17 protein-coding genes, 1 pseudogene and 1 riboswitch are annotated in these 25,328 nt (G+C 67.2%); of the genes and pseudogenes, 10 read left to right on the forward strand and 8 right to left on the reverse strand.

Going from position 1 to position 25,328, the window contains the following annotated elements:
- Positions 1–42: 42 nt before the first annotated feature.
- The gene (locus HMPREF3014_RS17145) at positions 43–1,326 is read right to left on the reverse strand and encodes a Zn-dependent hydrolase (protein WP_003084676.1); all 1,284 of its coding nucleotides are present in this window, start codon (positions 1,324–1,326) and stop codon (positions 43–45) included.
- Positions 1,327–1,384: 58 nt separating this feature from the next.
- Entirely contained in the window at positions 1,385–2,875 is a 1,491-nt protein-coding gene (locus tag HMPREF3014_RS17150; RefSeq protein WP_003084674.1) for an NCS1 family nucleobase:cation symporter-1, read from the reverse strand.
- A gap of 615 nt (positions 2,876–3,490) precedes the next feature.
- On the opposite strand from HMPREF3014_RS17150, the gene hydA reads away from it, so the two are divergent.
- The 5 genes from hydA (at position 3,491) to HMPREF3014_RS17180 (ending at position 10,359) form a co-directional block, all read left to right on the forward strand.
- Positions 3,491–4,930 carry a dihydropyrimidinase gene (hydA, locus tag HMPREF3014_RS17160; RefSeq protein ID WP_023086911.1) on the forward strand — a complete coding sequence of 480 codons (1,440 nt, stop codon included), beginning with the start codon at positions 3,491–3,493 and terminating at the stop codon, positions 4,928–4,930.
- Between the two features lie 94 nt (positions 4,931–5,024).
- On the forward strand, positions 5,025–6,392 hold the full coding sequence (locus HMPREF3014_RS17165; RefSeq protein ID WP_014602397.1) for an NAD(P)-dependent oxidoreductase: 1,368 nt from the start codon (positions 5,025–5,027) through the stop codon (positions 6,390–6,392).
- Entirely contained in the window at positions 6,389–7,666 is a 1,278-nt protein-coding gene (preA, locus tag HMPREF3014_RS17170) for an NAD-dependent dihydropyrimidine dehydrogenase subunit PreA (RefSeq protein WP_003118829.1), read from the forward strand. The genes HMPREF3014_RS17165 and preA overlap by 4 nt, the downstream gene beginning before the upstream one ends.
- A gap of 181 nt (positions 7,667–7,847) precedes the next feature.
- A complete protein-coding gene (gene codB, locus HMPREF3014_RS17175) occupies positions 7,848–9,098 on the forward strand; it encodes a cytosine permease (protein WP_023086806.1) in 1,251 nt (416 codons plus the stop codon).
- Entirely contained in the window at positions 9,088–10,359 is a 1,272-nt protein-coding gene (locus HMPREF3014_RS17180; RefSeq protein ID WP_003084657.1) for a cytosine deaminase, read from the forward strand. Before codB ends, HMPREF3014_RS17180 begins: the two co-directional genes overlap by 11 nt.
- 36 nt (positions 10,360–10,395) lie before the next feature.
- On the opposite strand, the gene HMPREF3014_RS17185 is transcribed toward HMPREF3014_RS17180, so the two are convergent.
- The 4 genes from HMPREF3014_RS17185 to HMPREF3014_RS17200 form a co-directional block, all read right to left on the reverse strand.
- Positions 10,396–11,016 (reverse strand): TetR/AcrR family transcriptional regulator, encoded by a 621-nt coding sequence (locus HMPREF3014_RS17185; protein WP_016252892.1) that lies wholly within the window; start codon positions 11,014–11,016, stop codon positions 10,396–10,398.
- A gap of 84 nt (positions 11,017–11,100) precedes the next feature.
- Entirely contained in the window at positions 11,101–12,579 is a 1,479-nt protein-coding gene (locus HMPREF3014_RS17190; RefSeq protein ID WP_023086805.1) for a PepSY domain-containing protein, read from the reverse strand.
- 10 nt (positions 12,580–12,589) lie between these two features.
- Positions 12,590–14,782, reverse strand: coding sequence for a TonB-dependent receptor (locus tag HMPREF3014_RS17195; protein ID WP_003084649.1), 2,193 nt, complete (start codon positions 14,780–14,782; stop codon positions 12,590–12,592).
- Positions 14,783–14,907: 125 nt separating this feature from the next.
- The gene (locus tag HMPREF3014_RS17200) at positions 14,908–15,324 is read right to left on the reverse strand and encodes a DUF2946 domain-containing protein (RefSeq protein WP_003109726.1); all 417 of its coding nucleotides are present in this window, start codon (positions 15,322–15,324) and stop codon (positions 14,908–14,910) included.
- A gap of 179 nt (positions 15,325–15,503) precedes the next feature.
- Positions 15,504–15,609: riboswitch (S-adenosyl-L-homocysteine riboswitch) on the forward strand.
- Positions 15,610–15,631: 22 nt separating this feature from the next.
- Here HMPREF3014_RS17200 and ahcY point away from each other — a divergent pair.
- The 5 genes from ahcY (at position 15,632) to HMPREF3014_RS17225 (ending at position 21,855) form a co-directional block, all read left to right on the forward strand.
- The gene (ahcY, locus tag HMPREF3014_RS17205) at positions 15,632–17,041 is read left to right on the forward strand and encodes an adenosylhomocysteinase (RefSeq protein WP_003099900.1); all 1,410 of its coding nucleotides are present in this window, start codon (positions 15,632–15,634) and stop codon (positions 17,039–17,041) included.
- A gap of 40 nt (positions 17,042–17,081) precedes the next feature.
- Entirely contained in the window at positions 17,082–17,636 is a 555-nt protein-coding gene (locus tag HMPREF3014_RS17210; RefSeq protein ID WP_003118822.1) for an HD domain-containing protein, read from the forward strand.
- Positions 17,637–17,702: 66 nt separating this feature from the next.
- Positions 17,703–18,551, forward strand: coding sequence for a methylenetetrahydrofolate reductase [NAD(P)H] (gene metF / locus HMPREF3014_RS17215; protein ID WP_003084639.1), 849 nt, complete (start codon positions 17,703–17,705; stop codon positions 18,549–18,551).
- A gap of 69 nt (positions 18,552–18,620) precedes the next feature.
- Positions 18,621–19,691, forward strand: a complete 1,071-nt coding sequence (locus HMPREF3014_RS17220) for a hypothetical protein (protein WP_003160906.1) — start codon at positions 18,621–18,623, stop codon at positions 19,689–19,691.
- A 250-nt stretch (positions 19,692–19,941) separates the two neighbouring features.
- Entirely contained in the window at positions 19,942–21,855 is a 1,914-nt protein-coding gene (locus HMPREF3014_RS17225; RefSeq protein ID WP_017001581.1) for an RNA helicase RhlE2, read from the forward strand.
- Between the two features lie 95 nt (positions 21,856–21,950).
- On the opposite strand, the gene oprM is transcribed toward HMPREF3014_RS17225, so the two are convergent.
- Both oprM and mexB read right to left on the reverse strand, forming a co-directional pair.
- On the reverse strand, positions 21,951–23,408 hold the full coding sequence (gene oprM, locus HMPREF3014_RS17230) for a multidrug efflux RND transporter outer membrane channel subunit OprM (protein WP_003084633.1): 1,458 nt from the start codon (positions 23,406–23,408) through the stop codon (positions 21,951–21,953).
- Position 23,409: 1 nt separating this feature from the next.
- Positions 23,410–25,328: pseudogene (gene mexB / locus HMPREF3014_RS17235) on the reverse strand (multidrug efflux RND transporter permease subunit MexB); the annotation flags it as partial.

Consider the following 25,328-nt stretch of genomic DNA (forward strand, 5'->3'; position numbering starts at 1 on the left):
TGTAGAAGGCGGTCGATGCCGGCGCCTCGATGGAAGCGCCACTCAGGCCGCCAGGCGGCCGCCGGCGATCGCCTCGGAGGCCTTGAGCATGGCCCGCAACAGCACCGCGCAGCCGGCGGCCAGGTCGTCGGGGCTGGCGTTCTCGATCTCGTTGTGGCTGATGCCGTTCTCGCAGGGCACGAAGATCATCCCCGCCGGACCGAGTTCGGCGAGGAAGATCGCGTCGTGGCCGGCGCCGCTGACGATGTCCATCTGCGGCATGCCCAGCGCCTGCGCCGCCTCGCGCACCGCGCCGACGCATCCCTGGTCGAAGTACAGCGGCGGGAAATCGGCGGTCGGCACCAGCTCGTATTGCAAGCCATGCTTCTCGCAGGTAGCGGCGATCACCTGGCGGACCTCGGCGATCATCGAGTCCAGGCGCTCCGGTTGCAGATGGCGGAAGTCCAGGGTCATCTTCACTTCGCCGGGTATCACGTTACGCGAACCGGGATAGGCGTGCAGGCAGCCGACCGTGCCGCAAGCATGCGGCTGATGGCCGAGGGCCGCGCGATTGACCGCCTCGACCACCGCCGCGGCACCGACCAGGGCGTCCTTGCGCAGGTGCATCGGCGTTGGCCCGGCGTGTGCCTCGACGCCGCGCAGGGACAGGTCGAACCATTTCTGCCCGAGCGCGCCGAGCACCACGCCGATGGTCTTCTCCTCGTCCTCGAGGATCGGCCCCTGTTCGATGTGCGCCTCGAAATAGGCGCCCACCGGATGTCCGAGACAATCGCGCGCTCCCGCGTAGCCGATGGCGTCCAGCGCCTCGCCTACGCTGACACCGTCGGCATCGCGCTTGGCCAGGGTCTCCTCCAGGGTGAACTTCCCGGCGAATACGCCCGAGCCCATCATGCAGGGCGCGAAGCGCGAGCCTTCCTCGTTGGTCCACACCACCACCTCCAGCGGCGCCTCGGTTTCCACCCCGAGGTCGTTGAGGGTGCGGATCACCTCGAGGCCGGCCATCACCCCGAAGCAGCCGTCGAACTTGCCACCGGTGGGCTGGGTGTCGATGTGGCTACCGGTCATCACCGGGGGCAAGTCCGGGTTACGCCCGGGACGACGGGCGAAGATGTTGCCGACCCGATCGACGCTGACCGTGCAGCCGGCCGCTTCGCACCATTGCACGAAGAGATCGCGGGCCTGGCGGTCGAGATCGCTCAGGGCCAGGCGGCAGACCCCACCCTTGGCGGTGGCGCCGAGGCGGGCGAGATCCATCAGCGATTGCCAGAGGCGCTGGCCATCGATGTGTCGCTGGGTGGATTGCAGGACGTTCCGGGCAGTGCTCATTGTCGTCTCCTCAGGCTTGGAGTAGGTGTCGGCGGCTCGCCGGCCGCCTGTATGCCCATCAGGGCAGCGGTTTGGCCAATGCCGCCGGGCTCCGCGCACGGCGGCCGCAGAGGCCGTAGTAGAGCGCGCCGCCGAGCAGCGAGCCGGTGAACCAGCCGTAGTCGTAGAACCAGTGGAACTGGCGGTTGCCGAGGGCCATGACGGTCAGCGCCACCGGCACCGCGAAGGCGGCGAAGCCGGGCCAGTTCCAGGCCGGGTAGACGTCGTCGCGGTAGAGTCCGGCGAGGTCGAGGCGTTGCCTGCGCACCAGGAAGTAGTCCACCACCATGATCCCCGCGATCGGCCCGAGCAGGCTGGAGTAGCCGAGCAGCCAGTTGGAGTAGACGCTTTCCAGGCTGAGGTCGGAAACGATCCAGCCGAGCTTCTTCAGCAACTCGTGGGCCATCAGCGCCAGGCCGATGAAACCGGTGAGCCAGACGGCGCGGGTGCGGCCGATGAGTTTCGGTGCGATGTTCTGGAAGTCGTTGGTCGGCGAGACGATGTTCGCCGCGGTGTTGGTCGAGAGGGTGGCGACGATGATCAACGCCATCGCCACCGCCACCCAGCCGGGGCTGGGGATGTGCCCGATCAGGCTGACCGGGTCGGAAACCGTCTCGCCCACCAGCGAAGCCGAGGCGGCGGTCATCACCACGCCGAGGGCGGCGAACAGGAACATGGTCAGCGGCAGGCCGAAGATCTGCCCGAGTATCTGGTCCTTCTGGCTACGCGCATAGCGGCTGAAGTCGGGGATGTTCAGCGACAGCGTGGCCCAGAAGCCGACCATCGCCGTCAGCCCGGCCATGAAGTAGCCGGTGACGCTGGCGCCTTCCGGGCGCTTCGGCGGCTGCGCCAGCAGTTCGCTGACCGATATGTGCGGCAGCGCCCACACCAGCAGGCCGAGGCCGACCAGCACCAGCAGCGGTGCCGAGAGTGTCTCCAGCCATTTGATCGACTCCGCGCCGCGCAGCACCACCCACAGGTTCAGCCCCCAGAACAGGAGGAAACCGATCACCTCGCCGGTACCGCCGAGGGCTTTCCAGGCGGGAAAGATCGAACCGAGGAAGAGATGGATCGCCAGCCCGCCGAACAGCGTCTGGATGCCGAACCAGCCGCACGCGACCACGGCGCGGATCAGGCATGGCACGTTGGAGCCGATGATGCCGAACGAAGCGCGCAGCAGCACCGGGAAGGGAATGCCGTAGCGGGTGCCGGCGAAGGCATTGAGGGTCAGCGGGATCAGCACCACCAGGTTGGCCAGCAGGATCGCCAGCAGCGCTTCGCCGACGCTGAGGCCGAAGTAGGCGGTGAGGACGCCGCCGAGGGTGTAGGTGGGCACGCAGATGGACATGCCGATCCACAGCGCGGTGATGTGCCACCTGTTCCAGGTACGCTGTTCCACCCGGGTCGGGGCGATGTCATGGTTGTAGCGGGGGCTGTCGAGTACGTCGCTGCCGGCGGACAGCTCGACCAAGCCGTCGCGCTCGGTCACTTCCGATCTGCTCTGTTGCATGGGCCTCTCCAGAATTCTTTTAGTTATTCGCTCATCGGGCTAATGCGATGGCCGGAGTACCGCACCACCAGTACTGCACCTCCGGTCCGGACAATGCCGTGGCGGGCGGCACTCAATAAGCGTGCCGAAAACCCCGCGACGTCACTGGGCAGGCCGGTCTACTGGAGGTAACCGACTGATCTGAAACACTTCATCGACAACGTCGGTGACACGCTGACGGGCAGTCCGGCGTGTCACCGGGGGAAATGCGCGAGCCTGTCGCCCCGGTCAGGAACCAAAGGAGTGCAGGCGAACTTTTTTCATCTCCCCACAACCGTTCGAACACGGCTTTCAAGCGGCTGATTTTGCATGGGAAATCTCGACCTTTTTGAATTCTTGTCAAGCGCGTCAAAATGGTGAGAACCCTCACCATTTTGGTGATATTTATTTTTAATTATTTAAAATCAATAAGTTACAAACTCAAACAACCATTTGAAAATAATCTTGCTCAATCGATGATCAGCATCTAGATTCGAATCCTGTCAGCGCTGACAGGATTACAAAAGTCCTCGGCGCATGGCGAAAAAACAATTTCAAGAACCGGCAACGACCGGTCAGCCTGCGAGGAAAGACGGCATGTCCCTGTTGATCCGTGGCGCCACCGTGGTTACTCACGAAGAGAGTTATCGAGCCGACGTGCTCTGTGCCAACGGCCTCATCCAGGCCATCGGCGAGAACCTCGAAACCCCCTCCGGCTGCGACGTCCTCGACGGCGGTGGCCAGTACCTGATGCCGGGCGGCATCGACCCCCATACCCACATGCAGTTGCCCTTCATGGGCACGGTGGCCAGCGAGGACTTCTTCAGCGGCACCGCGGCCGGGCTGGCCGGAGGGACCACCTCGATCATCGACTTCGTCATCCCCAACCCGCGACAGTCGCTGCTGGAGGCCTTCCACACCTGGCGCGGCTGGGCGCAGAAATCCGCTGCGGACTACGGCTTCCACGTCGCCATCACCTGGTGGAGCGACGAGGTCGCCCGGGAAATGGGCGAGCTGGTGGCACAGCACGGGGTGAACAGCTTCAAGCACTTCATGGCCTACAAGAACGCCATCATGGCCGCCGACGATACCCTGGTGGCCAGCTTCGAGCGCTGCCTGGAGCTGGGCGCGGTGCCGACGGTGCACGCGGAGAACGGCGAACTGGTCTTCCACCTGCAGCAGAAACTCCTCGCCCAGGGCCTCACCGGCCCCGAGGCGCATCCGCTGTCGCGTCCGCCGCAAGTCGAGGGCGAGGCCGCCAGCCGCGCCATCCGCATCGCCGAGACGCTGGGTACGCCGCTGTACCTGGTGCATATTTCCAGCCGCGAGGCGCTGGACGAGATCGCCTATGCCCGCGCCAAGGGCCAGCCGGTCTACGGCGAGGTGCTGGCCGGGCACCTGCTGCTCGACGACAGCGTCTACCGCCACCCGGACTGGGCCACCGCGGCCGGCTACGTGATGAGCCCGCCGTTCCGTCCCGTCGAACACCAGGAAGCGCTGTGGCGCGGCCTGCAGTCCGGCAACCTGCATACCACCGCCACCGACCACTGCTGCTTCTGCGCCGAGCAGAAGGCCATGGGCCGCGACGACTTCAGCAAGATTCCCAATGGCACGGCCGGCATCGAGGACCGCATGGCGCTGCTGTGGGACGCCGGGGTCAACAGCGGGCGCCTGTCGATGCACGAGTTCGTCGCGCTGACCTCCACCAACACCGCGAAGATCTTCAACCTGTTCCCGCGCAAGGGCACGATCCGCGTCGGCGCGGATGCCGACCTGGTGCTCTGGGACCCGCAGGGCAGCCGCACCCTCTCGGCCGCCACCCATCACCAGCGGGTCGATTTCAACATCTTCGAAGGTCGCACCGTGCGCGGCATACCCAGCCACACCATCAGCCAGGGCAAGCTGCTCTGGGCCGCCGGCGACCTGCGCGCCGAACCCGGCGCCGGACGCTACGTGGAGCGCCCGGCCTACCCGTCGGTGTACGAAGTGCTCGGCCGCCGCGCCGAACGCCAGCGCCCGGTCGCCGTCGAGCGCTGATCCTTCCCGCAATACCGGACCGGCCCGTAGAGGCCGGACGGTGCCGTATTGCCGTTGACTGCCCCGAGAAGAAACCAGAAGAGAGGCTACAACCGTGATCGATTCCCTGAACCACCTCCCCCGTCCGGACGCCGGCGCGGACACGCTCGCCGAGCGCTTCGCCGACCTCGCGCCGCCGCTCAACGCCCGCCAGGCCGCCCTGGAAAGCGCCCGCTGCCTGTACTGCTACGACGCGCCCTGCGTCAACGCCTGCCCGACCGAGATCGACATCCCCGGGTTCATCCGCAGCATCGCCCAGGAGAATGTCCAGGGCGCGGCGCAGAAGATCCTCTCGGCGAACATCCTCGGCGGCAGCTGCGCCCGCGTCTGCCCCACGGAAATCCTCTGCCAGCGGGCCTGCGTACGCAACAACGCCCAGGAATGCGCACCGGTGCTGATCGGCCAGTTGCAACGCTACGCCCTCGACCACGCCGGCTTCGGCGAACATCCGTTCAAGCGCTCGCCGGCCACCGGCAAGCGCATCGCCGTGGTCGGCGCCGGGCCGGCCGGGCTGTCCTGCGCCCACCGCCTGGCCATGCACGGCCACGACGTGGTGCTCTTCGAGGCCCGCGCCAAGGCCGGCGGCCTCAACGAGTACGGCATCGCCCGCTACAAGCTGGTGGACGACTTCGCCCGGCGCGAAGTGGAATTCCTCCTGCAGATCGGCGGTATCGAACTGCGCCACGGCCAGCGTCTCGGCGACAACCTGGCGCTCGGCGCCCTGCACGACGAGTACGACGCGGTGTTCCTCGGCATCGGCCTGGCCGCCAGCAAGCGCCTCGGCCTGGAAGACGAGGACGCCCCCGGCCTGCTCGCCGCCACCGACTACATCCGCGAGCTGCGGCAGAGCGACGACCTGCTCGACCTGCCCGTCGCCGACCGTTGCATCGTCATCGGCGCCGGCAACACCGCCATCGACATGGCGGTGCAGATGAGCCGGCTCGGCGCCCGCGACGTCAACCTGGTCTACCGCCGTGGCTTCGAGGAAATGGGCGCCACCGGCCACGAGCAGGAGATCGCCAAGGCCAGCCAGGTGCGCCTGCTGACCTGGGCCCGACCGGAACGGGTACTGCTTGACGAGCAAGGCCGGGTGCGCGGCATGCGCTTTGCCCGCACGCGCCTGGAGAACGGTCGCCTGGGCGACACCGGCGAGCACTTCGAACTGGCCGCCGACGCCATCTTCAAGGCCATCGGCCAGGCCTTCGAAGGCGCCAGCCTGGGCGATCCGCTGGCAGCGCAACTGCGGCGCGACGGCGAGCGCATCCAGGTCGACGGACAGATGCGCACCAGCATCCCCGGCATCTACGCCGGCGGCGACTGCGTGGCGCTCGGCGAGGACCTCACCGTGCAGGCGGTGCAGCACGGCAAACTGGCGGCGGAAGCGATCCACGCCCAACTCATGCTCAACGTGGAGGCTGCGTGATGGCCGACCTGTCTATCGAATTCGCCGGCATCAAGTCGCCCAACCCCTTCTGGCTGGCCTCCGCGCCGCCCACCGACAAGGCCTACAACGTGGTCCGCGCCTACCAGGCGGGCTGGGGCGGGGTGGTCTGGAAGACCCTCGGCGAAGACCCCGCGGCGGTCAACGTGTCGTCGCGTTATTCCGCGCACTTCGGACCGAACCGCCAGGTGCAGGGGATCAACAACATCGAGCTGATCACCGACCGCTCGCTGGAGATCAACCTGCGCGAGATCGCCCAGGTGAAGAAGGACTGGCCAGACCGCGCGCTGATCGTGTCGCTGATGGTGCCCTGCGTCGAGGAGTCGTGGAAATACATCCTGCCGCTGGTGGAAGCCACCGGCGCCGACGGTATCGAGCTGAACTTCGGTTGCCCCCACGGCATGCCCGAGCGCGGCATGGGCGCGGCGGTGGGCCAGGTACCGGAGTACGTGGAGATGGTCACCCGCTGGTGCAAGACCCACTGCTCGCTGCCGGTGATCGTCAAGCTCACCCCCAACATCACCGACATCCGCCAGTCGGCGCGCGCCGCCCATCGCGGCGGCGCCGACGCGGTGTCGCTGATCAACACCATCAACTCGATCACCAGCGTCGACCTGGAGCGCATGGTCGCCCTGCCCGTGGTCGGCACCCAGAGCACCCACGGCGGCTACTGCGGCTCGGCGGTGAAGCCGATCGCCCTGAACATGGTCGCCGAGATCGCCCGCGACCCGCAGACCCGCGGCCTGCCGATCTGTGGCATCGGCGGTATCGGCAGTTGGCGCGACGCAGCGGAATTCGTCGCGCTCGGCTGCGGCGCGGTGCAGGTATGCACGGCGGCGATGCTGCACGGCTTCCGTATCGTCGAGGACATGCAGGACGGTCTCGCGCGCTGGATGGACAGCCATGGCTACCAGCGGCTGTCCGATTTCAGCGGCGGCGCGGTGGGCAATACCACCGACTGGAAGTACCTGGACATCAACTACCAGGTGATCGCCCGCATCGACCAGGACGCCTGCATCGGTTGCGGCCGCTGCCATATCGCCTGCGAGGACACCTCGCACCAGGCCATCGCCAGCCTGCCCCGGGCCGACGGTACGCACCGCTACGAAGTGATCGACGCCGAGTGCGTGGGCTGCAACCTGTGCCAGATCACCTGTCCGGTGGAGAACTGCATCGAAATGGTGCCGCAGGACACCGGCAAGCCCTATCTCAACTGGACCCAGGATCCGCGCAACCCCTACCGCGAAGCCTCCTGAACGCAGGGCGGCGCCCGCATCCCCGGCGGACGCCGCCCTGCCGCGCGCCGGCACGCTTCCTGCGTGCCGCTGCGGTCCGACGACGCGCAACGGCGTCTGTCGGATCGACCCGCCTTCGACTACCATTCGCCGCGGCCCGGCCGACGCTCCCGGACGGCCGGCGCCCCACGGAGACTCGCGCATGTCCGCAGACAGCAACTACAGCCAGCAACCGGTCCCGCTGGCAGCGCGCAAGAGCGCGCTGGCCCTGAGCGTGGTGATGCTCGGCCTGACCTTCTTTTCCGCCAGCATGTGGACCGGCGGCACCCTCGGCACCGGCCTGAGCTACGACGACTTCTTCCTCGCCGTGCTGCTGGGCAACCTGATGCTCGGCCTGTACACCGCGATCCTCGGCTTCATCGGCGCGCGCACCGGCCTTTCCACCCACCTGCTGGCGCATTACTCGTTCGGCAGCAAGGGCTCCTGGCTGCCCTCGGCGTTGCTCGGCGGCACCCAGGTCGGCTGGTTCGGCGTCGGCGTAGCGATGTTCGCCATCCCGGTGGCCAAGGCCACCGGCCTCGACGTCAACCTGCTGATCCTGGTTTCCGGAGCGCTTATGACCCTCACGGTGTTCTTCGGCATCGCCGGTCTGACCCTGCTGTCGGCCATCGCGGTCCCGGCGATCGTCGTTCTCGGCAGCTACTCGGTATGGCTCGCGGTGCGCGACGCCGGCGGCCTGGCGGCGCTGCAGCAGGTGACGCCGAGCGCGCCGCTGAGCCTCTCGACCGCGATCGCCCTGGTGGTCGGCTCGTTCGTCAGCGCCGGCACCCTCACCGCCGACTTCGTCCGCTTCGGCCGCAGCGCGCGTACCGCCGTGGTGGTGTGCCTGGTGGCGTTCTTCCTCGGCAACTCGCTGATGTTCATCTTCGGCGCGGCCGGCGCGGCGGCGGTGGGCAAGTCGGACATCTCCGACGTGATGATCGCCCAGGGCCTGCTGATCCCGGCGATCCTGGTCCTCGGCCTGAACATCTGGACCACCAACGACAACGCGCTGTATGCCTCCGGCCTCGGCTTCGCCAACATCACCGGCCTCTCCAGCCGCTTCCTGGCGATGCTCAACGGCGCCCTCGGCACCCTCGCCGCGCTCTGGCTGTACAACCACTTCGTCGGCTGGCTGACCTTCCTCTCCGCCGCCATCCCGCCCATCGGCGGGGTGATCATCGCCGACTACCTGAGTCACCGCCGGCGCTACCGCCAGCACCCCTGCGCGGACATCCAGGCGATCAACTGGGCGGCGATCCTCGCCGTCGCCTGCGGCACCGCCGCCGGCCACTGGCTGCCGGGGATAGTGCCGGTCAACGCGGTGCTCGGCGCCGCCATCGCCTACCTGCTGCTCAATCCCCTGCTGAGCCGCAGCCCGAACAAACCAGAAGAGGTCCTCCATGCTGATTGACAACCTGCGCCTGCGCGGCCGCGAAGGTCTCTGGCAACTGCGCGTCGCCGATGGCCGTATCGCCGCCCTGGTGCCGATGGAACAGGCCGCCGACGACGCCGGCGAGCGCCTGGACGGCGCCGGCGGTCTTGCCGTGCCGCCGTTCATCGAGCCGCACATCCACCTCGACACCACCCAGACCGCCGGCCAGCCGGAGTGGAACCGCTCCGGCACGCTGTTCGAAGGCATCGAGCGCTGGGCCCAGCGCAAGGCCCTGCTCAGCCACGAGGACGTCAAGCAGCGCGCCTGGCAGACCCTGAAATGGCAGATCGCCAACGGCGTGCAGCACGTGCGCAGCCACGTCGACGTCTCCGACCCGACCCTCACCGCGCTCAAGGCCATGCTCGAGGTGCGCGGCGAAGTGGCGCCCTGGGTCGACCTGCAGATCGTCGCCTTCCCCCAGGAGGGCATTCTCTCCTACCCCAACGGCCTGGAACTGCTGGAGGAGTCGCTGCGCCTGGGCGCCGACGTGGTGGGGGCGATCCCGCATTTCGAATTCACCCGCGAGCTGGGCGTCGAGTCGCTGCACAAGGCCATCGACCTGGCCAAGCGCTACGACCTGCCGGTGGACGTGCATTGCGACGAAATCGACGACGAGCAGTCGCGCTTCCTCGAGACCCTGGCCATGCTCGCCCATCGCGACGGCCTCGGCGCACGGGTCACCGCCAGCCACACCACGGCGATGCACTCCTACAACGGCGCCTACACCTCGCGGCTGTTCCGCCTGCTGAAACTGTCGGGAATCAACTTCGTCGCCAACCCGCTGGTGAACATCCACCTGCAGGGTCGCTTCGACGACTACCCGAAGCGCCGCGGCATCACCCGGGTCAAGGAACTGCTCGGTGCCGGGATCAACACCTGCTTCGGCCACGACGACGTGTTCGACCCCTGGTACCCGCTGGGCACCGCGAACATGCTGCAGGTGCTGCACATGGGCCTGCACGTGACGCAGATGATGGGCTACGACGAGATCGACGGCGGCCTCGACCTGATCACCCGCAACAGCGCCCGCACCCTCGGCCTGCGGGAATACGGCATCGAGGTCGGCCATCCGGCCAACCTGCTGGTGCTGCCGGCCCGCGACGGCTTCGACGCGGTGCGCCGGCAGGTCCCGGTGCGCTACTCGATCCGCGGCGGACGGCTGCTCGCCGAGACGGTCCCGGCGCAGACCACGGTGTTCCTCGAACAGGCGGAAGCGGTGGACTTCACCCGCGCCAGCTGAGCCATCGCCGGAGCCTTCTAGCGAAGGCTCCGCTGCTCAGGGCTCCAATCCGATTCCGCGCAGGACCACGCTGGTCACCGTCTGTACCGCCCTTTCGAACTGCATGTCGCTGAGCGGCTGGTGGCCGTTGAGCACCTCGACCTGGTAGCCGAAGTCGGCGTAGTGCTGGGTGGAGGCCCAGATCATGTAGAGCAGGCTGCTCGGTTCGATCGGCAGGATGCGCTTTTCCTCGACCCACTGGCGGATCTTCGCCTCCTTCATCTTGGCCCATTCGTAGAGGCTGTCGTCGAGGGTGGCGCCGAGCAGCGGCGCGCCATGCATGATTTCGTTGGCCCAGACCTTGGAGCCATGCGGGCGGGTGCGCGAATGGTTCATCTTCGCGCGGATATAGCTGGTCAATACCACCCTTGGGTCATCGAACATCTCGAAGCAGAGGGCGTCCTGCTTCCAGACCTCGAGCAGGCCGAGGAGGACGTCGCGGTACAGCTCGTCCTTGGTGCTGAAGTAGTAGTGCAGGTTGGAGCGCGGCAGTTCGGCTTCTTCGGCGATGTTGCCCATGGAGGTGCCGGCGTAGCCTTTTTCGGCGAAGACTTTTTCGGCGGCCAGGAGAATCTTCTCGACGTTGCGGCGGCGGATCTCGATCTTGTGTGTGCCCATGTGCGATCCATTACTGCGAATTCAACCAAGGCTACCAGCAAATCCGGGCGTGCGGCGACGCCCAGTCTTGCCAGGTAGCCCCTCTCAGCGACGCTTCGGACGGCGGCCGCGCAGGCGACGCCAGCCGATCCAGCAGCCGCTGGCGCAGACCACCAGGCCGCCGAGGCTGAAACCGAGCATCCACAGGTCCCACAGCGGACGCCGGGTCAGCAGCGGCAGCCAGTCCCAGCTATGCAACAGGGAAAACAGCCAGCGGCTGCCGCGCCGACCGTCGTCGAGCACGCCAACCACCGCGCCGCTGTAGGGATCCAGGTGCACCCAGGTATGCCGGGGATCGTCGAAACGCAGGCGCCAGACCGGCAGGCGCCGCTCCAGGTAGCCCATCATGCTGTGTTCTTCGCGCGGGTAGTAATAGAAGTCGTAGCGTTCCAACCGTTCGGCCTGCATCGGCACGCCCGGCAGCAGCGCGCGAGCCGCCGCCAGCAGGCGATCCGCGGGTAGCTCGCGGAGGATTTCGCCATCCGCCGTCAGCAGCAGGCTGTTGCCGCTGGCGCTGCGCCCGAGCGCATAGGGCTCGCCGTCGAGCGCCCGCCACTCCAGCTCGCGCACCCGCAACCCGGCGGCACGCAAGCGCCGCAGGACAGCGTCCGCCTCCAGTCCGGCGGGCAGCGCCCGGTCCCAGCTACCGCCCTGGTAGGCCGCGAGGTCGAACGGCGTACCGCGGCCGAACAGGTTCCACGGATTCATCGACATCAGCCCGCTGAAGATCCAGCTCAGCACCAGCGCGCCGAAGAGCAGGCCGGCGAGGTGGTGCCAGCGCTGGAAACCGCCCGCATAGGGCGAGCGCGAGCCGCTGCGATAGGGCTTGCGGAAGCGCCAGCGGAGCAGGCCGACGAGGATGCCGAGGACGGTCGCCAGGGTCGCCAGCAGCGACAGGCCGATCACCAGGTTCGCCCACTGCCCGTCGAACCAGCCGCCGCGCAGCGGATAGAGCCAGTGCAGCCAGGCGCCGAGCCAGTTCCAGGCGCGCTCCCGGCGGCTGGCGTCGCGTACCACCTCGCCGGTCTGCGAGGACAGGTAGAGCAGCCGGCCCTGCTCGTCCGCGGCCTGCACCCGCCATAGCGGCCGGTGCGGATCGAGGTTGCGGGTATGGGTCCAGGCGTCTTCCTCGATCCGCCCTTGCAACTGCATCGGTACTTCGCCGCTGAAAGCACGGGCCGAAGCCAGCACCCTGTCCGCGTCCACCGCCAGCGGTCGGCCGTCGCGCGCCGCCAGCGCACGCGTGCGTCCGTCGGCATCGTCCAGCAGGTAGGTCGGCAGGCCTCCTACGCTGGCCAGCCGGATGCTCCGCGGGGTCTTTCCATCGCCGCCGGCGAGGGCCGTCCGCAGCGGTACGCAGGCCTCGCAGCCGTCCAGCTCGGGCAGGTGGGCCAGGCGTTCCAGCGGAGTCAGCTTGGGATAGCCGACATACAGCATGACCATGCCGGAGACGAACCAGAGCACCATCAGCAGGCAGCAGCCGATGCCCAGCCAGCGGTGCCACAGGTACAGGTAGCGTTTCATCGACGACTCCTCAGAAGCGCGTCTGCACGCTCAGCTCGAAGGTGCGCGGGTCGCCGACGTAGTACAGCGGCGTGCTCTGCACGAAGCGTGCGTAGACCTCGTCGGTGAGGTTGCGCACGCGCCCGGTGATCCGCGTGCGCTCGTCCAGCCGGTAGCTGAGGAAAGTCCCGTAGACCGTGTAGGACGGCACGTGCCAGGTGTTGGCGTTGTTGGCGTACACCGAGGACACGTAGCGCGCGTCCACCCCACCCTGCCAGGCCGGGTCGAAGTCGTAGGTCAGCCACAGGTTGCCGACCCGCTCCGGCACGTTCGGCGGCGTCTTGCCCTTGCGCGAGACGGCGACGCCGCCGACGTTCTCGGTGAACTCGTCGTACTGCGCGTCGACCCAGGCGAAATTGCCCTCGGCCAGCAGCTTCGGGGTGATCCGCAGGGAGGCGGCGGCCTCGATGCCCCTGGAGGTCTGCTGGCCCACCGGCACGCTGAGGTTGGGGTTGTTCGGGTCGGCCACCGAGAAGTCCCGGCGGACGATGCGGTAGGCGGCCAGGGTGGCGCTGCCGCGACCGTCGAGGAAATCGAACTTGCTGCCCAGCTCCCACTGGTCGCCGGTGGACAGGTCGTAGTCGCGGACCTGGCCGAAGCTGGCGCTGGTCAGCACCCCGCCCGGCGGGTCGGCGGCGGTACTGTATTGCAGGTAGACGTTGGCGTGCGGAGTGAACTGGTAGACCAGCCCGGCGCGCCCGGTGAGCACGTCCCAGCGCCGTTCGAAGTGTGCAGGATCGCTGGCGGTCACCGTCCGATGGTTGCGCACGTCGAGGTCGAGGTGGTCGTAGCGCAGCCCGGTGACCAGCGACAGCTCGTCGGTCAGGCCCAGGCGGTTCTCGGCGAACAACGCGCTGGTGCGCACCTCGTTGCTGCGGTCCTTCCGGTGGCCGGGACGCATGCCCGGCAGGTCGTAGAAGTGGCCCGGCTCGAAACTGGCCGGATCGACCGTACCGAACGGCCCGGAGGCGGTACTCGGGAAGCGCGTCTGCTTGTTGATGCTGTAGTCGAAGCCCAGCGCCCAGTCGCTGGCCAGTCCGAACAGCGGCTGGCTGTGCTGTAGCTCGAAGCGGTTGCCGTTGAGCTGCTGGTCGTGGCGCTGGAGGAATGCGTTGGAGCGCACCACCCCGCTGTTGTCGGCGTTGTAGCGGTAGGTCTCGAGGTTGCGGTAATCGCGCTCGGCGTCGTAGTGGTAGAAGGTGTTGCGCCAGCGCGTGCTGTCGCTGACCCGGTATTCGAGGATCGAGCGCAGCCAGCGCACGCGCTGTTCGTAGCGGCCATCGGCGACGTTGTAGTTCTCGCGGCGACGGCTCTTGTCGATCTTCAGCTCGCCGGCGTAGGGATTGAGCACCGGCGTGCCCCAGTAGGGGCTGTCTTCCTGCTCGTCCTGGTACTCCAGGGCCAGGGTGTGGGAAAGGTCCGGGGTCAGGTCGCTGAGCAGGGAGAAAGCGACGTTCCACGATTCGCGCGAATTGCGGTCGACGTAGCCGTTGCCGCCGCTGCGGCTGACGTCCAGGCGCACGAAGTGCTTCGGCTCGGGGCCGATGCCCAGGGCCTGGTTGAAGCCGAAGGCGACTTCCGAATCGTCGTAGCTGCCGTAGCGCACCCGGCCTTCCATGAAATCGCCGTAGCGGTCGGCGAGCTTGCTGATGTAGTCCAGCGAGCCGCCGACGGCACCGGCGCCGTTGAGGAAGGAGGACGGACCGCCGACCAGCTCGACGCGGTCGACGATCCAGTCGTCCAGCGGACGCATGGCGCTGCTGTATTGCACCGGAATGCCGTTGAACAACTGGTTGACCTGGTTCGAGCTGAAGCCGCGGTAGGTGACGAAGCCGCCGAAGCCGGGCGGCGCCGAGGCGTTCACGCCGGGCAGGCTGTTGGCGATGTCCTGGGTGCTGCGCAGGCCGCGCCGCTCGAAGCTGGCACGGTTGGCCACGCTTACCGAGCCGGGAGTCTCGCGCAGGCTCAGGCCCAGGCGCGAGCCGCCGCCGGCGCTGTCGTCGAGATCGAGGGCCGGCGGGGTTTCCCCGGCGGCGCCGGCGCTGACGGTGAGGGCGGGCAGTTCGGTGGGTTCCTCATCGGCCCAGAGCAAGGCCGGAACGCCGGCCAGGGTGAGGTTGAGACCCAGCGCGAGGACGCGGCGGGCCGTGGAGTGCTTTTTCATCGAGCGATCCTGAAGCAAGGCATGGTGGGCACGCCCGCCTCGCCCGGATGGACAGCGGCGAGCGCTGCGCGGACGAGGCAGGACGGGCGACGGATGCAAATGCCCGGCGCGGCGGGCGTTCAGGATCAGGCGGGGGAAGCGCGCGGGTTGGCCGGCGGCCAGACGTACCGGGGCGGCACCGGCTCGCGCGTGGCGGGCGGGCGGAAACGTGCCTGGCGTCGCCGTTGCAAGCGCCAGGACCAGATCACCCCGAGCGCGACGAACAGCACCAGGGCGCTGCACATCGGGCAGCTCATCGGCAACTGGGGATTGACCGGTGCAGGATCGCCGGCGGACCCGTCGTCGGGATCCAGGGATAGCCATTGGCTGGCACCGGCGACGCAGAACAGCCCGACGCTGGCCTTCTGCCCCTTGTCGCTGCCCACTCCCAGCGCCTGCAGGTGCAGGACGCCGCAAGCCAGCGCGTTGACCAGCACGCAGGCACAGAGGGCGAAGCTCAGCCACTGCAGCAGCGGCGAGCGGGAGATGGGAGCGATTCTCATGACCGCGCACTCTAGCATCCTGAACCGCAAATTCCCCGCGCTTCTGCGCTGCGGTGCATCGCCGCAGCCCGAGGGCGCGACGCACGGCGACGAGCGGCGTATCAGGGGTGACTTGGGAGTTTCATGTGGCGCCGCTATAATCGCCCGCTCAGGCGGCCCTTTCGGGTCGCTCCCGCCTTCCGTTCGAGGGGCGCTGCAGCAGGCCTAGGCCTGTCAGGCTCGAACGGAGCGCGCTCTCAGGCCGGCCTCGCCGGTCTGTCAACGCACCAACGGCGCCCATTCGCAGACAACGAATGGAGAGTTACGCATGAGCGCTGTCATGACGCCCGCCGGTTTCACCGACTACAAGGTCGCCGACATCACCCTGGCCGCCTGGGGCCGCCGCGAGCTGATCATCGCCGAATCGGAAATGCCCGCACTGATGGGCCTGCGCCGCAAGTATGCCGGCCAGCAGCCGCTGAAAGGCGCAAAGATCCTCGGTTGCATCCACATGACCATCCAGACCGGCGTGCTGATCGAGACCCTGGTCGCGCTGGGCGCCGAAGTCCGCTGGTCGAGCTGCAACATCTTCTCCACCCAGGACCAGGCCGCCGCCGCCATCGCCGCCGCCGGCATCCCGGTGTTCGCCTGGAAGGGCGAGACCGAGGAAGAGTACGAATGGTGCATCGAGCAGACCATCCTCAAGGATGGCCAGCCGTGGGACGCCAACATGGTGCTGGACGACGGCGGTGACCTGACCGAGATCCTGCACAAGAAATACCCGCAGATGCTCGAGCGCATCCACGGCATCACCGAAGAGACCACCACCGGGGTCCACCGCCTGCTCGACATGCTCAAGAACGGCACCCTGAAAGTCCCGGCGATCAACGTCAACGACTCGGTGACCAAGAGCAAGAACGACAACAAGTACGGCTGCCGCCATAGCCTCAACGACGCCATCAAGCGCGGCACCGACCACCTGCTGTCGGGCAAGCAGGCCCTGGTGATCGGCTACGGCGACGTGGGCAAGGGCTCCTCGCAGTCGCTGCGCCAGGAAGGCATGATCGTCAAGGTCGCGGAAGTCGACCCGATCTGCGCCATGCAGGCCTGCATGGACGGCTTCGAAGTCGTATCGCCGTACAAGAACGGCATCAACGACGGCACCGAGGCCAGCATCGACGCCGCGCTGCTGGGCAAGATCGACCTGATCGTCACCACCACCGGCAACGTCAACGTCTGCGACGCCAACATGCTCAAGGCGCTGAAGAAACGCGCGGTGGTCTGCAACATCGGCCACTTCGACAACGAGATCGACACCGCCTTCATGCGCAAGAACTGGGCCTGGGAAGAGGTCAAGCCGCAGGTGCACAAGATCCACCGCACCGGCAAGGACGGTTTCGACGCGCACAACGACGACTACCTGATCCTTCTCGCTGAGGGCCGCCTGGTCAACCTGGGCAACGCCACCGGCCATCCGAGCCGGATCATGGACGGTTCCTTCGCCAACCAGGTGCTGGCGCAGATCCACCTGTTCGAGCAGAAGTACGCCGACCTGCCGGCCGCCGAGAAGGCCAAGCGCCTGAGCGTCGAAGTGCTGCCGAAGAAGCTCGACGAGGAAGTGGCCCTGGAGATGGTCAAGGGCTTCGGCGGCGTGGTCACCCAGCTGACCCCGAAACAGGCCGAGTACATCGGCGTGAGCGTGGAAGGCCCGTTCAAGCCGGACACCTATCGCTACTAAGCGGACCACGGGGCAGGCGCCATGCGCCTGCCCCGTTCGCATGAGCGCTCCCACGATGTCCACGCACCTCGCCGATCGCTACAACCAGGCCTGGCTGTTCGCCGCCCGCGCCCACCGCAACCAGACCCTCAGCGGCTCGCCGCTGCCTTATCTGGTGCACCTGGGCATGGTCGCCAACGAGCTGCTGGCCGCCGATCGCGACGGTGCCATCGAACGGCTCGGGGAAACCCTGCAGATCGCGGTCCTGCACGACACCCTGGAAGACACGGCGACCTCACCCGAGGAGCTGCGGCAACAGTTCGGCGAGTTCGTCTGTGCCGGCGTGCAGGCCCTGAGCAAGCGCGTCGGCGACGGCCCCAAGCGTTCCCTCGACGACTATCTCCAGGCGCTTGCCGAGGGCCCGGCGCAGTACGCCCTGGTCAAGCTGTGCGACCGCATCACCAACCTGCAGCCACCGCCGCAGACCTGGAACCAGGACAAGATCGCGAACTACCACCAGGAGTCGCAGCTGATCCTCGCTCGCCTCGGCCATGCCCACGCCGCGACGGCCCGACGCCTGCGGGAAAAAATCGAGCACTACCGCCAGTACTACTGAAGTACCCGGCGCTAGTCGGAATCAACAAGAAGAGGCGCGGCCGTGGTCGCGTCCAAGGAACCGATCATGAGTCAGAGCGAACGCCGTTTCAGCTTCGAGTTCTTCCCGGCGAAGACCGAGGCCGGCCATGAAAAGCTGTTGGCCACCGCCCGCAACCTGGCGGGCTACAAGCCCGACTTCTTCTCCTGCACCTACGGCGCCGGCGGATCCACCCGCGACCGCACGTTGAGTACCGTGCTGCAACTGGACGGCGAGGTGAAGGTGCCGACCGCGCCGCACCTGTCCTGTGTCGGCGACTCGAAAGCCGAGTTGCGCGAACTGCTCGGCCGCTACCGCGAGGCCGGCATCCGCCGCATCGTCGCCCTGCGCGGCGACCTGCCGTCGGGCATGGGCATGGCCAGCGGCGAACTGCGCTACGCCAACGAACTGGTGGACTTCATCCGCACCGAGACCGGCGACCACTTCCACATCGAGGTCGCCGCCTATCCGGAGGTCCACCCCCAGGCGCGTAGCTTCGAGGATGACCTGGCGAACTTCGTGCGCAAGGTGAAGGCCGGCGCCAGCAGCGCCATCACCCAGTACTTCTTCAACGCCGATGCCTATTTCTACTTCGTCGAGCGGGTCGCCAAGCTCGGCGTGGACATCCCGGTGGTCCCCGGCATCATGCCGATCACCAACTACTCCAAGCTGGCGCGCTTCTCCGACGCCTGCGGCGCCGAACTGCCGCGCTGGATCCGCAAGCAACTGGAAGCCTACGGCGACGACAGCCGCAGCATCCAGGCCTTCGGCGAGCAGGTCATCAGCGAGATGTGCGAACGCCTGCTGGAGGGCGGCGCACCGGGACTGCATTTCTATACTTTGAACCAGGCCGATCCGAGCCTGGCGATCTGGAAGAATCTCCAGCTGCCACGCTGATACCGCCCACGCGGTTCGGCCCGGCAGCGTATACCGGCAGGGATGCCTCTCACGCGATCCACGACAGACATGGCCAACTCACGCAAGCATCTGATCTACCTGGTCTACGGGCGACAGACCTACCACCAGGAAGCCCTGTTCAGCATCGCCAGCGCCTTCGCCCACCTCCGCGACGGGGCGGCGCATGGCCTGACGGTCAGGGTCTATACCGACGACCCCAGTCCCTACGCCGGCCTGCCGGTGCAGGTCCGCGAAGTGACGGCCGAGGAGTTGGTCGCCTGGTGCCAACCGCACGGCTATCACTTCCGCGCCAAGCACGTGGCCCTGCGCGACGCCCTGGAAGACGCCGACCAGGCATTGCTGATCGACACCGATACCTTCTTCCACAGTTCGCCCCTGCGCCTGTTCGACCGCATCCAGCCCGGCAGCCTGCTGTGCAACGCGATCGGCGCGCGCTATGGCGAACACCGTAACTTCCCGCTCTACCGCGACCTCTCGCCCTACCTGTTCGAGCGCAGCTGGGCCGACGACGAGATGCACCAGCTCAACTCCGGCGTCATCGGCCTGCCTCGGGAAGAGGCGAAAATACTCGACCGTTCGTTGGAATTAATGGATGAACTCTATCCAATTGCCAACGGTGCCTATACTCTTGAGGAATTCGTCCTGGCCGTCGCCGCCCACAAGCGGCTGGAGCTGGTGGGTTGTACCGACCTGATCCACCATTACTGGAGCCGGAAACAGCTGTTCCGCGCGAAGATCCAGGCCTGGTTGTGCAAGCACGGTTCCTCCCTTCTCAGCGCTGCAGCCCTCGACGACACCCTCAAGGTGACCGATCGACTGCCACGCCCACCGCGTGCCAAGCGTCTGCTGTACAAGCTGGGAACCCTGCCGTTGCCGGCTCCGATGCGCCAGTTCAGTATCGAACTGCTCTACGGTTGCCACGAATACAGTAACGAGTTCGACCGGGCCTGCGGCCCCGTCTGGTGGGAGAAAGCCGCGACCAATGCCATCGAACGCTATCCGCAGGAACCGATTGCGGAACAAATCGAGGATTGGCTGAATCACAGCTTGCTGCGCAACCTCCTTGGCTCCCGGGCCAACGAGATCCGCCAGCATTTGCGCCAGCGTGACCTGCTCTGACCGCAGCCCTCCGTTGACGCTGCCCCCGGCCCCCCCACCCAGGGCCGGGAGCGAACCGGCCAGCGCCCCCGACCAGGTGCGCGGCCATGCCCGCGAGGGCACCCGTTCGACACCGGCCACCGAGCGCATACGCAGCGCCGCGGCCAGACCTTCCGCCCTGGCCGACAGGGCCCGAAGGTAGACAGGAGTTCGCAGAACTTGGTGATTTCACAGCAGCCGGCCTCGCCCCGGCCCATATAGGAAAACCCGCATGTCCTTTTCTTCCCTCGGACTCTCCGAGGCGCTTGCCCGCGCTGTGGAGGCTGCGGGCTACAGCCAGCCCACTCCCGTGCAACAGCGGGCGATTCCCGCCGTGTTGCAAGGTCGCGACCTGATGGTTGCGGCACAGACCGGCACCGGCAAGACCGGTGGTTTCGCCCTGCCGGTACTGGAGCGCCTGTTCCCCGCCGGTCATCCCGACCGCGAACACCGCCACGGCCCGCGCCAGGCGCGCGTGCTGGTACTGACCCCGACCCGTGAGCTGGCCGCCCAGGTGCATGACAGCTTCAAGGTCTACGCCCGCGACCTGCCGCTGAACAGCACCTGCATCTTCGGCGGGGTTGGCATGAACCCGCAGATCCAGGCCCTGGCCAAGGGCGTCGACGTACTCGTCGCCTGCCCCGGGCGCCTGCTCGACCTGGCCGGGCAGAACAAGGTCGACCTGTCCCACGTGGAAATCCTCGTCCTCGACGAAGCCGACCGCATGCTCGACATGGGCTTCATCCACGATGTGAAGAAGGTTCTCGCCAAGCTGCCGCCCAAGCGCCAGAACCTGCTGTTCTCGGCAACCTTCTCGAAAGACATCGTCGACCTCGCCAACAAGCTCCTGCACAACCCGGAACGCATCGAGGTAACGCCGCCGAACACCACGGTCGAGCGCATCGAGCAACGCGTGTTCCGCCTGCCGGCGCCGCAGAAGCGCGCCCTGCTGGCGCACCTGGTGACCGTCGGCGCCTGGGAACAGGTGCTGGTCTTCACCCGTACCAAGCACGGCGCCAACCGTCTCGCCGAGTACCTGACCAAGCACGGCCTGCCGGCCGCCGCGATCCATGGCAACAAGAGCCAGAACGCGCGGACCAAGGCGCTGGCCGACTTCAAGGCCAACGACGTGCGCATCCTGGTGGCGACCGACATCGCCGCCCGCGGCCTGGATATCGACCAGTTGCCCCATGTGGTCAACTACGAGCTGCCCAACGTCGAGGAAGACTACGTCCACCGCATCGGCCGTACCGGCCGAGCCGGACGCAGCGGCGAGGCGATCTCGCTGGTGGCGCCGGACGAAGAGAAGCTGCTCAAGGCCATCGAGAAGATGACCAGACAGCGTATTCCCGATGGCGATGCCCAGGGTTTCGACCCCGAGGCCGTGCTGCCCGAGGTGGCCCAGCCGGAGCCCCGCGAAGCGCCGCAGAAGCAGCCGCGCCGCGACAAGGAACGGCGCAGCAGCCGCGAGCGCAAGCCGAAAGACGCCCAGGCGAGCAACCCCGACAGCAATGTCGCTGCGGCCCAGGACGGTACCGAGAAGCCGGCTGGAAAGCGCCGCCGTCGCGGTGGCAAGAACAAGGAAAACCGCGAGGCCGGCCAAGCGCAGCAGCCGCGGCAGAGCCGCGAAGCGCGTCCGGCCAAGCCCAATCGGCCGCCGGAAGTCGACGGTAATCGCGATCCGGAAGAGTTCCTCGACGACGACTTCGACAATTTCGGCAACCGCGCCGACTACGTCAGCCCCTACCAGGGCCAGGAAAACAAGGGACGCGGACGCCGCGGTGGCCAGCAGAAACCCCAGGGCGGCACCGGCCAGCAGGGTCGTGGCCAGGGCCAAGCTCGCGGCAAGAGCCAGGGCGCCGCTCAAGGCGGCGCTCGCGGTCAGGGTGCCGGCCAGGGCAAGGCGAAGAAACCGCGCGCCGGCAAGCCGCGCGGCCAGGGTCGCGAGAATGCCTCGCGGATGAGCGACGCGCCGCTGCGCGAGCCGTCCGAGTATGGCACCGGCAAGCAGCCGAGCCGCCAGCCGGTGGTGATCAACAAGCGCGACCTGGTGCGCATGGATCGCTTCCCCACCGCCGAGCAGCTCGACGAGCTGGAACCGCGGCGCAAGGGCGAGCGCCCCGCACTGCTGACCCGCAACCGCTAAGGCCGAGCGGGTCCGTGACGCGGACCCGCCGACTTCCGCGAGGATAAAAAAACGCCGACCCTAGGGTCGGCGTTCTTGCATGGCGCGGAAGGCGATCAGGCCTGGGGATCTTCCTTCTTCGCGGTCTGCTGCTGGGTCACGGTCTGCTGGTTCCAGCCGCCGCCGAGGGCCTTGTACAGGTTGACCTCGCTGGTCAGCTGATTGAGGCGGTCGGTGATCAGTTGCTGCTGCGCGGTGAACAGCGAGCGTTGCGCGTCGAGCAGGGTCAGGTAGTTGTCCACCCCCGTGCGATAGCGCTTGTCGGCGAGCTGGTAGTACTCGTCGCTGGCCTTGACCAGATCGCGCTGCGCCTGCAACTGCTCGGTGAAGGTACCGCGCGCGGCCAGGCCGTCGGCGACTTCCTGGAACGCCGTCTGGATCGCCTTCTCGTACTGCGCGACGTTGATGTCCTTCTGGATCTTCGCGTAGTCCAGGCTGGCACGCAGGCTGCCGGCGGTGAAGATCGGCAGGTTGATCGACGGCTGGAACAACCAGGAACCCGAACCGGCGTCGAACAGGCCGGACAGTTGGCGGCTCATGGTGCCGGCGTTGGCGGTCAGGCTGATGCTCGGGAAGAACGCCGCGCGCGCGGCGCCGATGCTGGCGTTGGCAGCCATGAGCTGGTGCTCGGCCTCGAGGATGTCCGGGCGCCGTTGCAGCAGGTCCGACGGCAGACCCGCCGGCACTTCGGTCAGCAGGGTCTGGTCCAGGCCCAGGCCTTGCGGCAGGTTCGCCGGGATCCCGGAGCCCAGCAGCAGGACCAGCGCATTCTGGTCCTGGGCTACCAGGCGGGTGTACTGCGCCAGGGTCGCGCGGGCGCCTTCCACGGCGGTCTGCGCCTGGCGCAGGTCGAGCGCGGAGGCGACGCCGACGTCGTAGCTGCGCTGGGTCAGGTCGAAACTCTTCTGGTAGGTGCCCAGGGTGTCCTTGGTCAGCTGCAACTGCGCCTGGTCGGCCTTCAGCGTCAGGTAGGCGGTCGCCACGCTGGCCACCAGGGTGGTCTGCGCGCTGCGCTGCGCCTGTTCGGTCGCCAGGTACTGCTCCAGGGCCTGGTCGCGCAGGCTGCGCAGGCGGCCGAAGAGATCGAGTTCCCAGGCGGTAGTGCCCAGGGTCACCCCGTACTGGCTGGAAATCGCCGGACTGCCGGTGGTCGACAGGTCGCCCGGCAAACGCTGGCGGGTGCCGCTACCGTCCACGCCGATCCGCGGGAACAGGTCGGCCCGCTGGATGCGGTACTGCGCCCGGAAGGCCTCGACGTTCAGCGCGGCGACCCGCAGGTCGCGGTTGTTTTCCAGCGCCACGCCGATCAGTTGCTGCAACTGCGGGTCGCGGAAGAACTCGCGCCAGCCGATGTCGGCGGCCGGAACGGCCGCCGCGCCGGTGTTCTGCCCGTAGGCCTGCCCTTGCGGGTAGGCCGCGGCTACCGGCGCCTCGGGGCGCTGGTAGTCGGGGATCAGCGAGCAGCCGGACAGAACGACAGCGGCTACCGCCAGGGAAAGGAAGGACCGTTTCATATCATTGCCCCTTTTCGACGGACGCTTGCTGCTTGGACGCCTCGTCCTTGAACAGCGTGCTGACCGCCACGTAGAACAGCGGTACCCAGAAGATCGCCAGGACGGTCGCAGTGACCATGCCGCCGATCACGCCGGTACCGATCGCATGCTGGCTGCCCGAGCCGGCGCCGGTGGAGATCGCCAGCGGGACCACGCCGAGGATGAACGCCAGGGAGGTCATCACGATCGGCCGCAGACGCATGCGGCAGGCTTCGATGGCCGCCTCGACGATGCCCTTGCCCTGCTCGTGCAGCTCCTTGGCGAACTCCACGATGAGAATGGCGTTCTTCGCCGACAGGCCGATGGTCGTCAACAGGCCCACCTGGAAGAACACGTCGTTGGACAGGCCGCGCATGGACGTCGCCAGCAGCGCGCCGATCACGCCCAACGGCACCACCAGCATCACCGAGAACGGAATCGACCAGCTTTCGTACAGGGCCGCCAGGCAGAGGAACACCACCAGCAGCGACAGCGCATACAGCGCCGGCGCCTGCGAGCCGGACAAGCGCTCCTCGTAGGACAGGCCGGTCCAGGAGTAGCCAACGCCTTTCGGCAATTGCTTGACGATCTCCTCGACCGCCGCCATGGCGTCACCGGAACTCAGGCCGGGCGCCGGCTCGCCGAGGATCTCCATCGCCGGCACGCCATTGTAGCGCTCCAGCTTCGGCGAACCGTATTCCCACTTGCCGGTGGCGAAGGCGTTGAACGGCACCATCTCGCCCTTGTCGTTGCGCACGTACCACTTGCTCAGGTCGTCCGGGTTCATCCGCGCGTCCGGCCTGCCCTGCAGGTAGACCCGCTTGACCCGGCCACGGTCGATGAAGTCGTTGACGTAGCTGGAACCCCAGGCGATGGACACGGTGCTGTTGATGTCGGCAAGGGACACGCCGAGGGCGCTGGCCTTCTCGTCGTCGATCTCCAGCTTGTACTGCGGTTCGTCGCTCATGCCGTTGGGGCGCACGCGTTGCAGCGCCGGGTTCTGCGCGGCGAGCATGAGGAACTTGTTGCGCGCCTGGAGCAGGACTTCGTGGCCGACACCCGCCTGGTCCTGGAGGAACAGGTCGAAGCCGGTGGCGTTACCCAGTTCCAGTACCGACGGCGGCGCGAAGGCGAACACCATCGCGTCCTTGAAGCTGAAGAAGTGCATCTGCGCGCGCTTGGCCAGTTCGAACACGCTGTTCTCGCCACCGGGACGCTCTTCCCAGGGCTTGAGCATGATGAACGCCATGCCCGAACTCTGGCCGCGGCCGGCGAAGTTGAAGCCGGTCACGGTGAACACCGAGCTGACCGAAGAGCTTTCCTTCTCCAGCAGGTATTCGCGCATCGAGTCCACCACCACCTGGGTACGCTCGGCACTGGAGCCCGGCGGGGTCTGTACCTGGGCGAACAGTACGCCCTGGTCCTCGTCGGGGAGGAACGCGGTGGGAATGCGGGTGAACATCCAGATCATCCCGGCCACGATCACCACGTAGATCAGCAGGTACGGCGCGCGATGCTTGAGGATCGACGCCACGCCCCGCTCGTAGCCGTGGGTGGTGGAAAGGAACATCCGGTTGAACCAGCCGAAGAAGCCGCCCTTGTGCTCGCCATGGTCGCCTTTCTCGATCGGCTTGAGCATGGTCGCGCAGAGCGCCGGGGTGAGGATCAGCGCCACGATCACCGAGAGGGCCATGGCCGACACGATGGTGATGGAGAACTGCCGGTAGATCACCCCGGTGGAGCCGCCGAAGAACGCCATCGGCAGGAATACCGCCGAGAGCACCATGGCGATACCGACCAGCGCGCCCTGGATCTGGCCCATGGACTTGCGCGCCGCCTCCCTTGGCGACAGGCCTTCCTCGGCCATCACCCGCTCGACGTTCTCCACCACCACGATGGCGT

The organism is Pseudomonas sp. HMSC065H01, from assembly GCF_001815235.1.
In the GTDB taxonomy this organism is placed as follows: Bacteria; Pseudomonadota; Gammaproteobacteria; order Pseudomonadales; family Pseudomonadaceae; genus Pseudomonas; species Pseudomonas aeruginosa.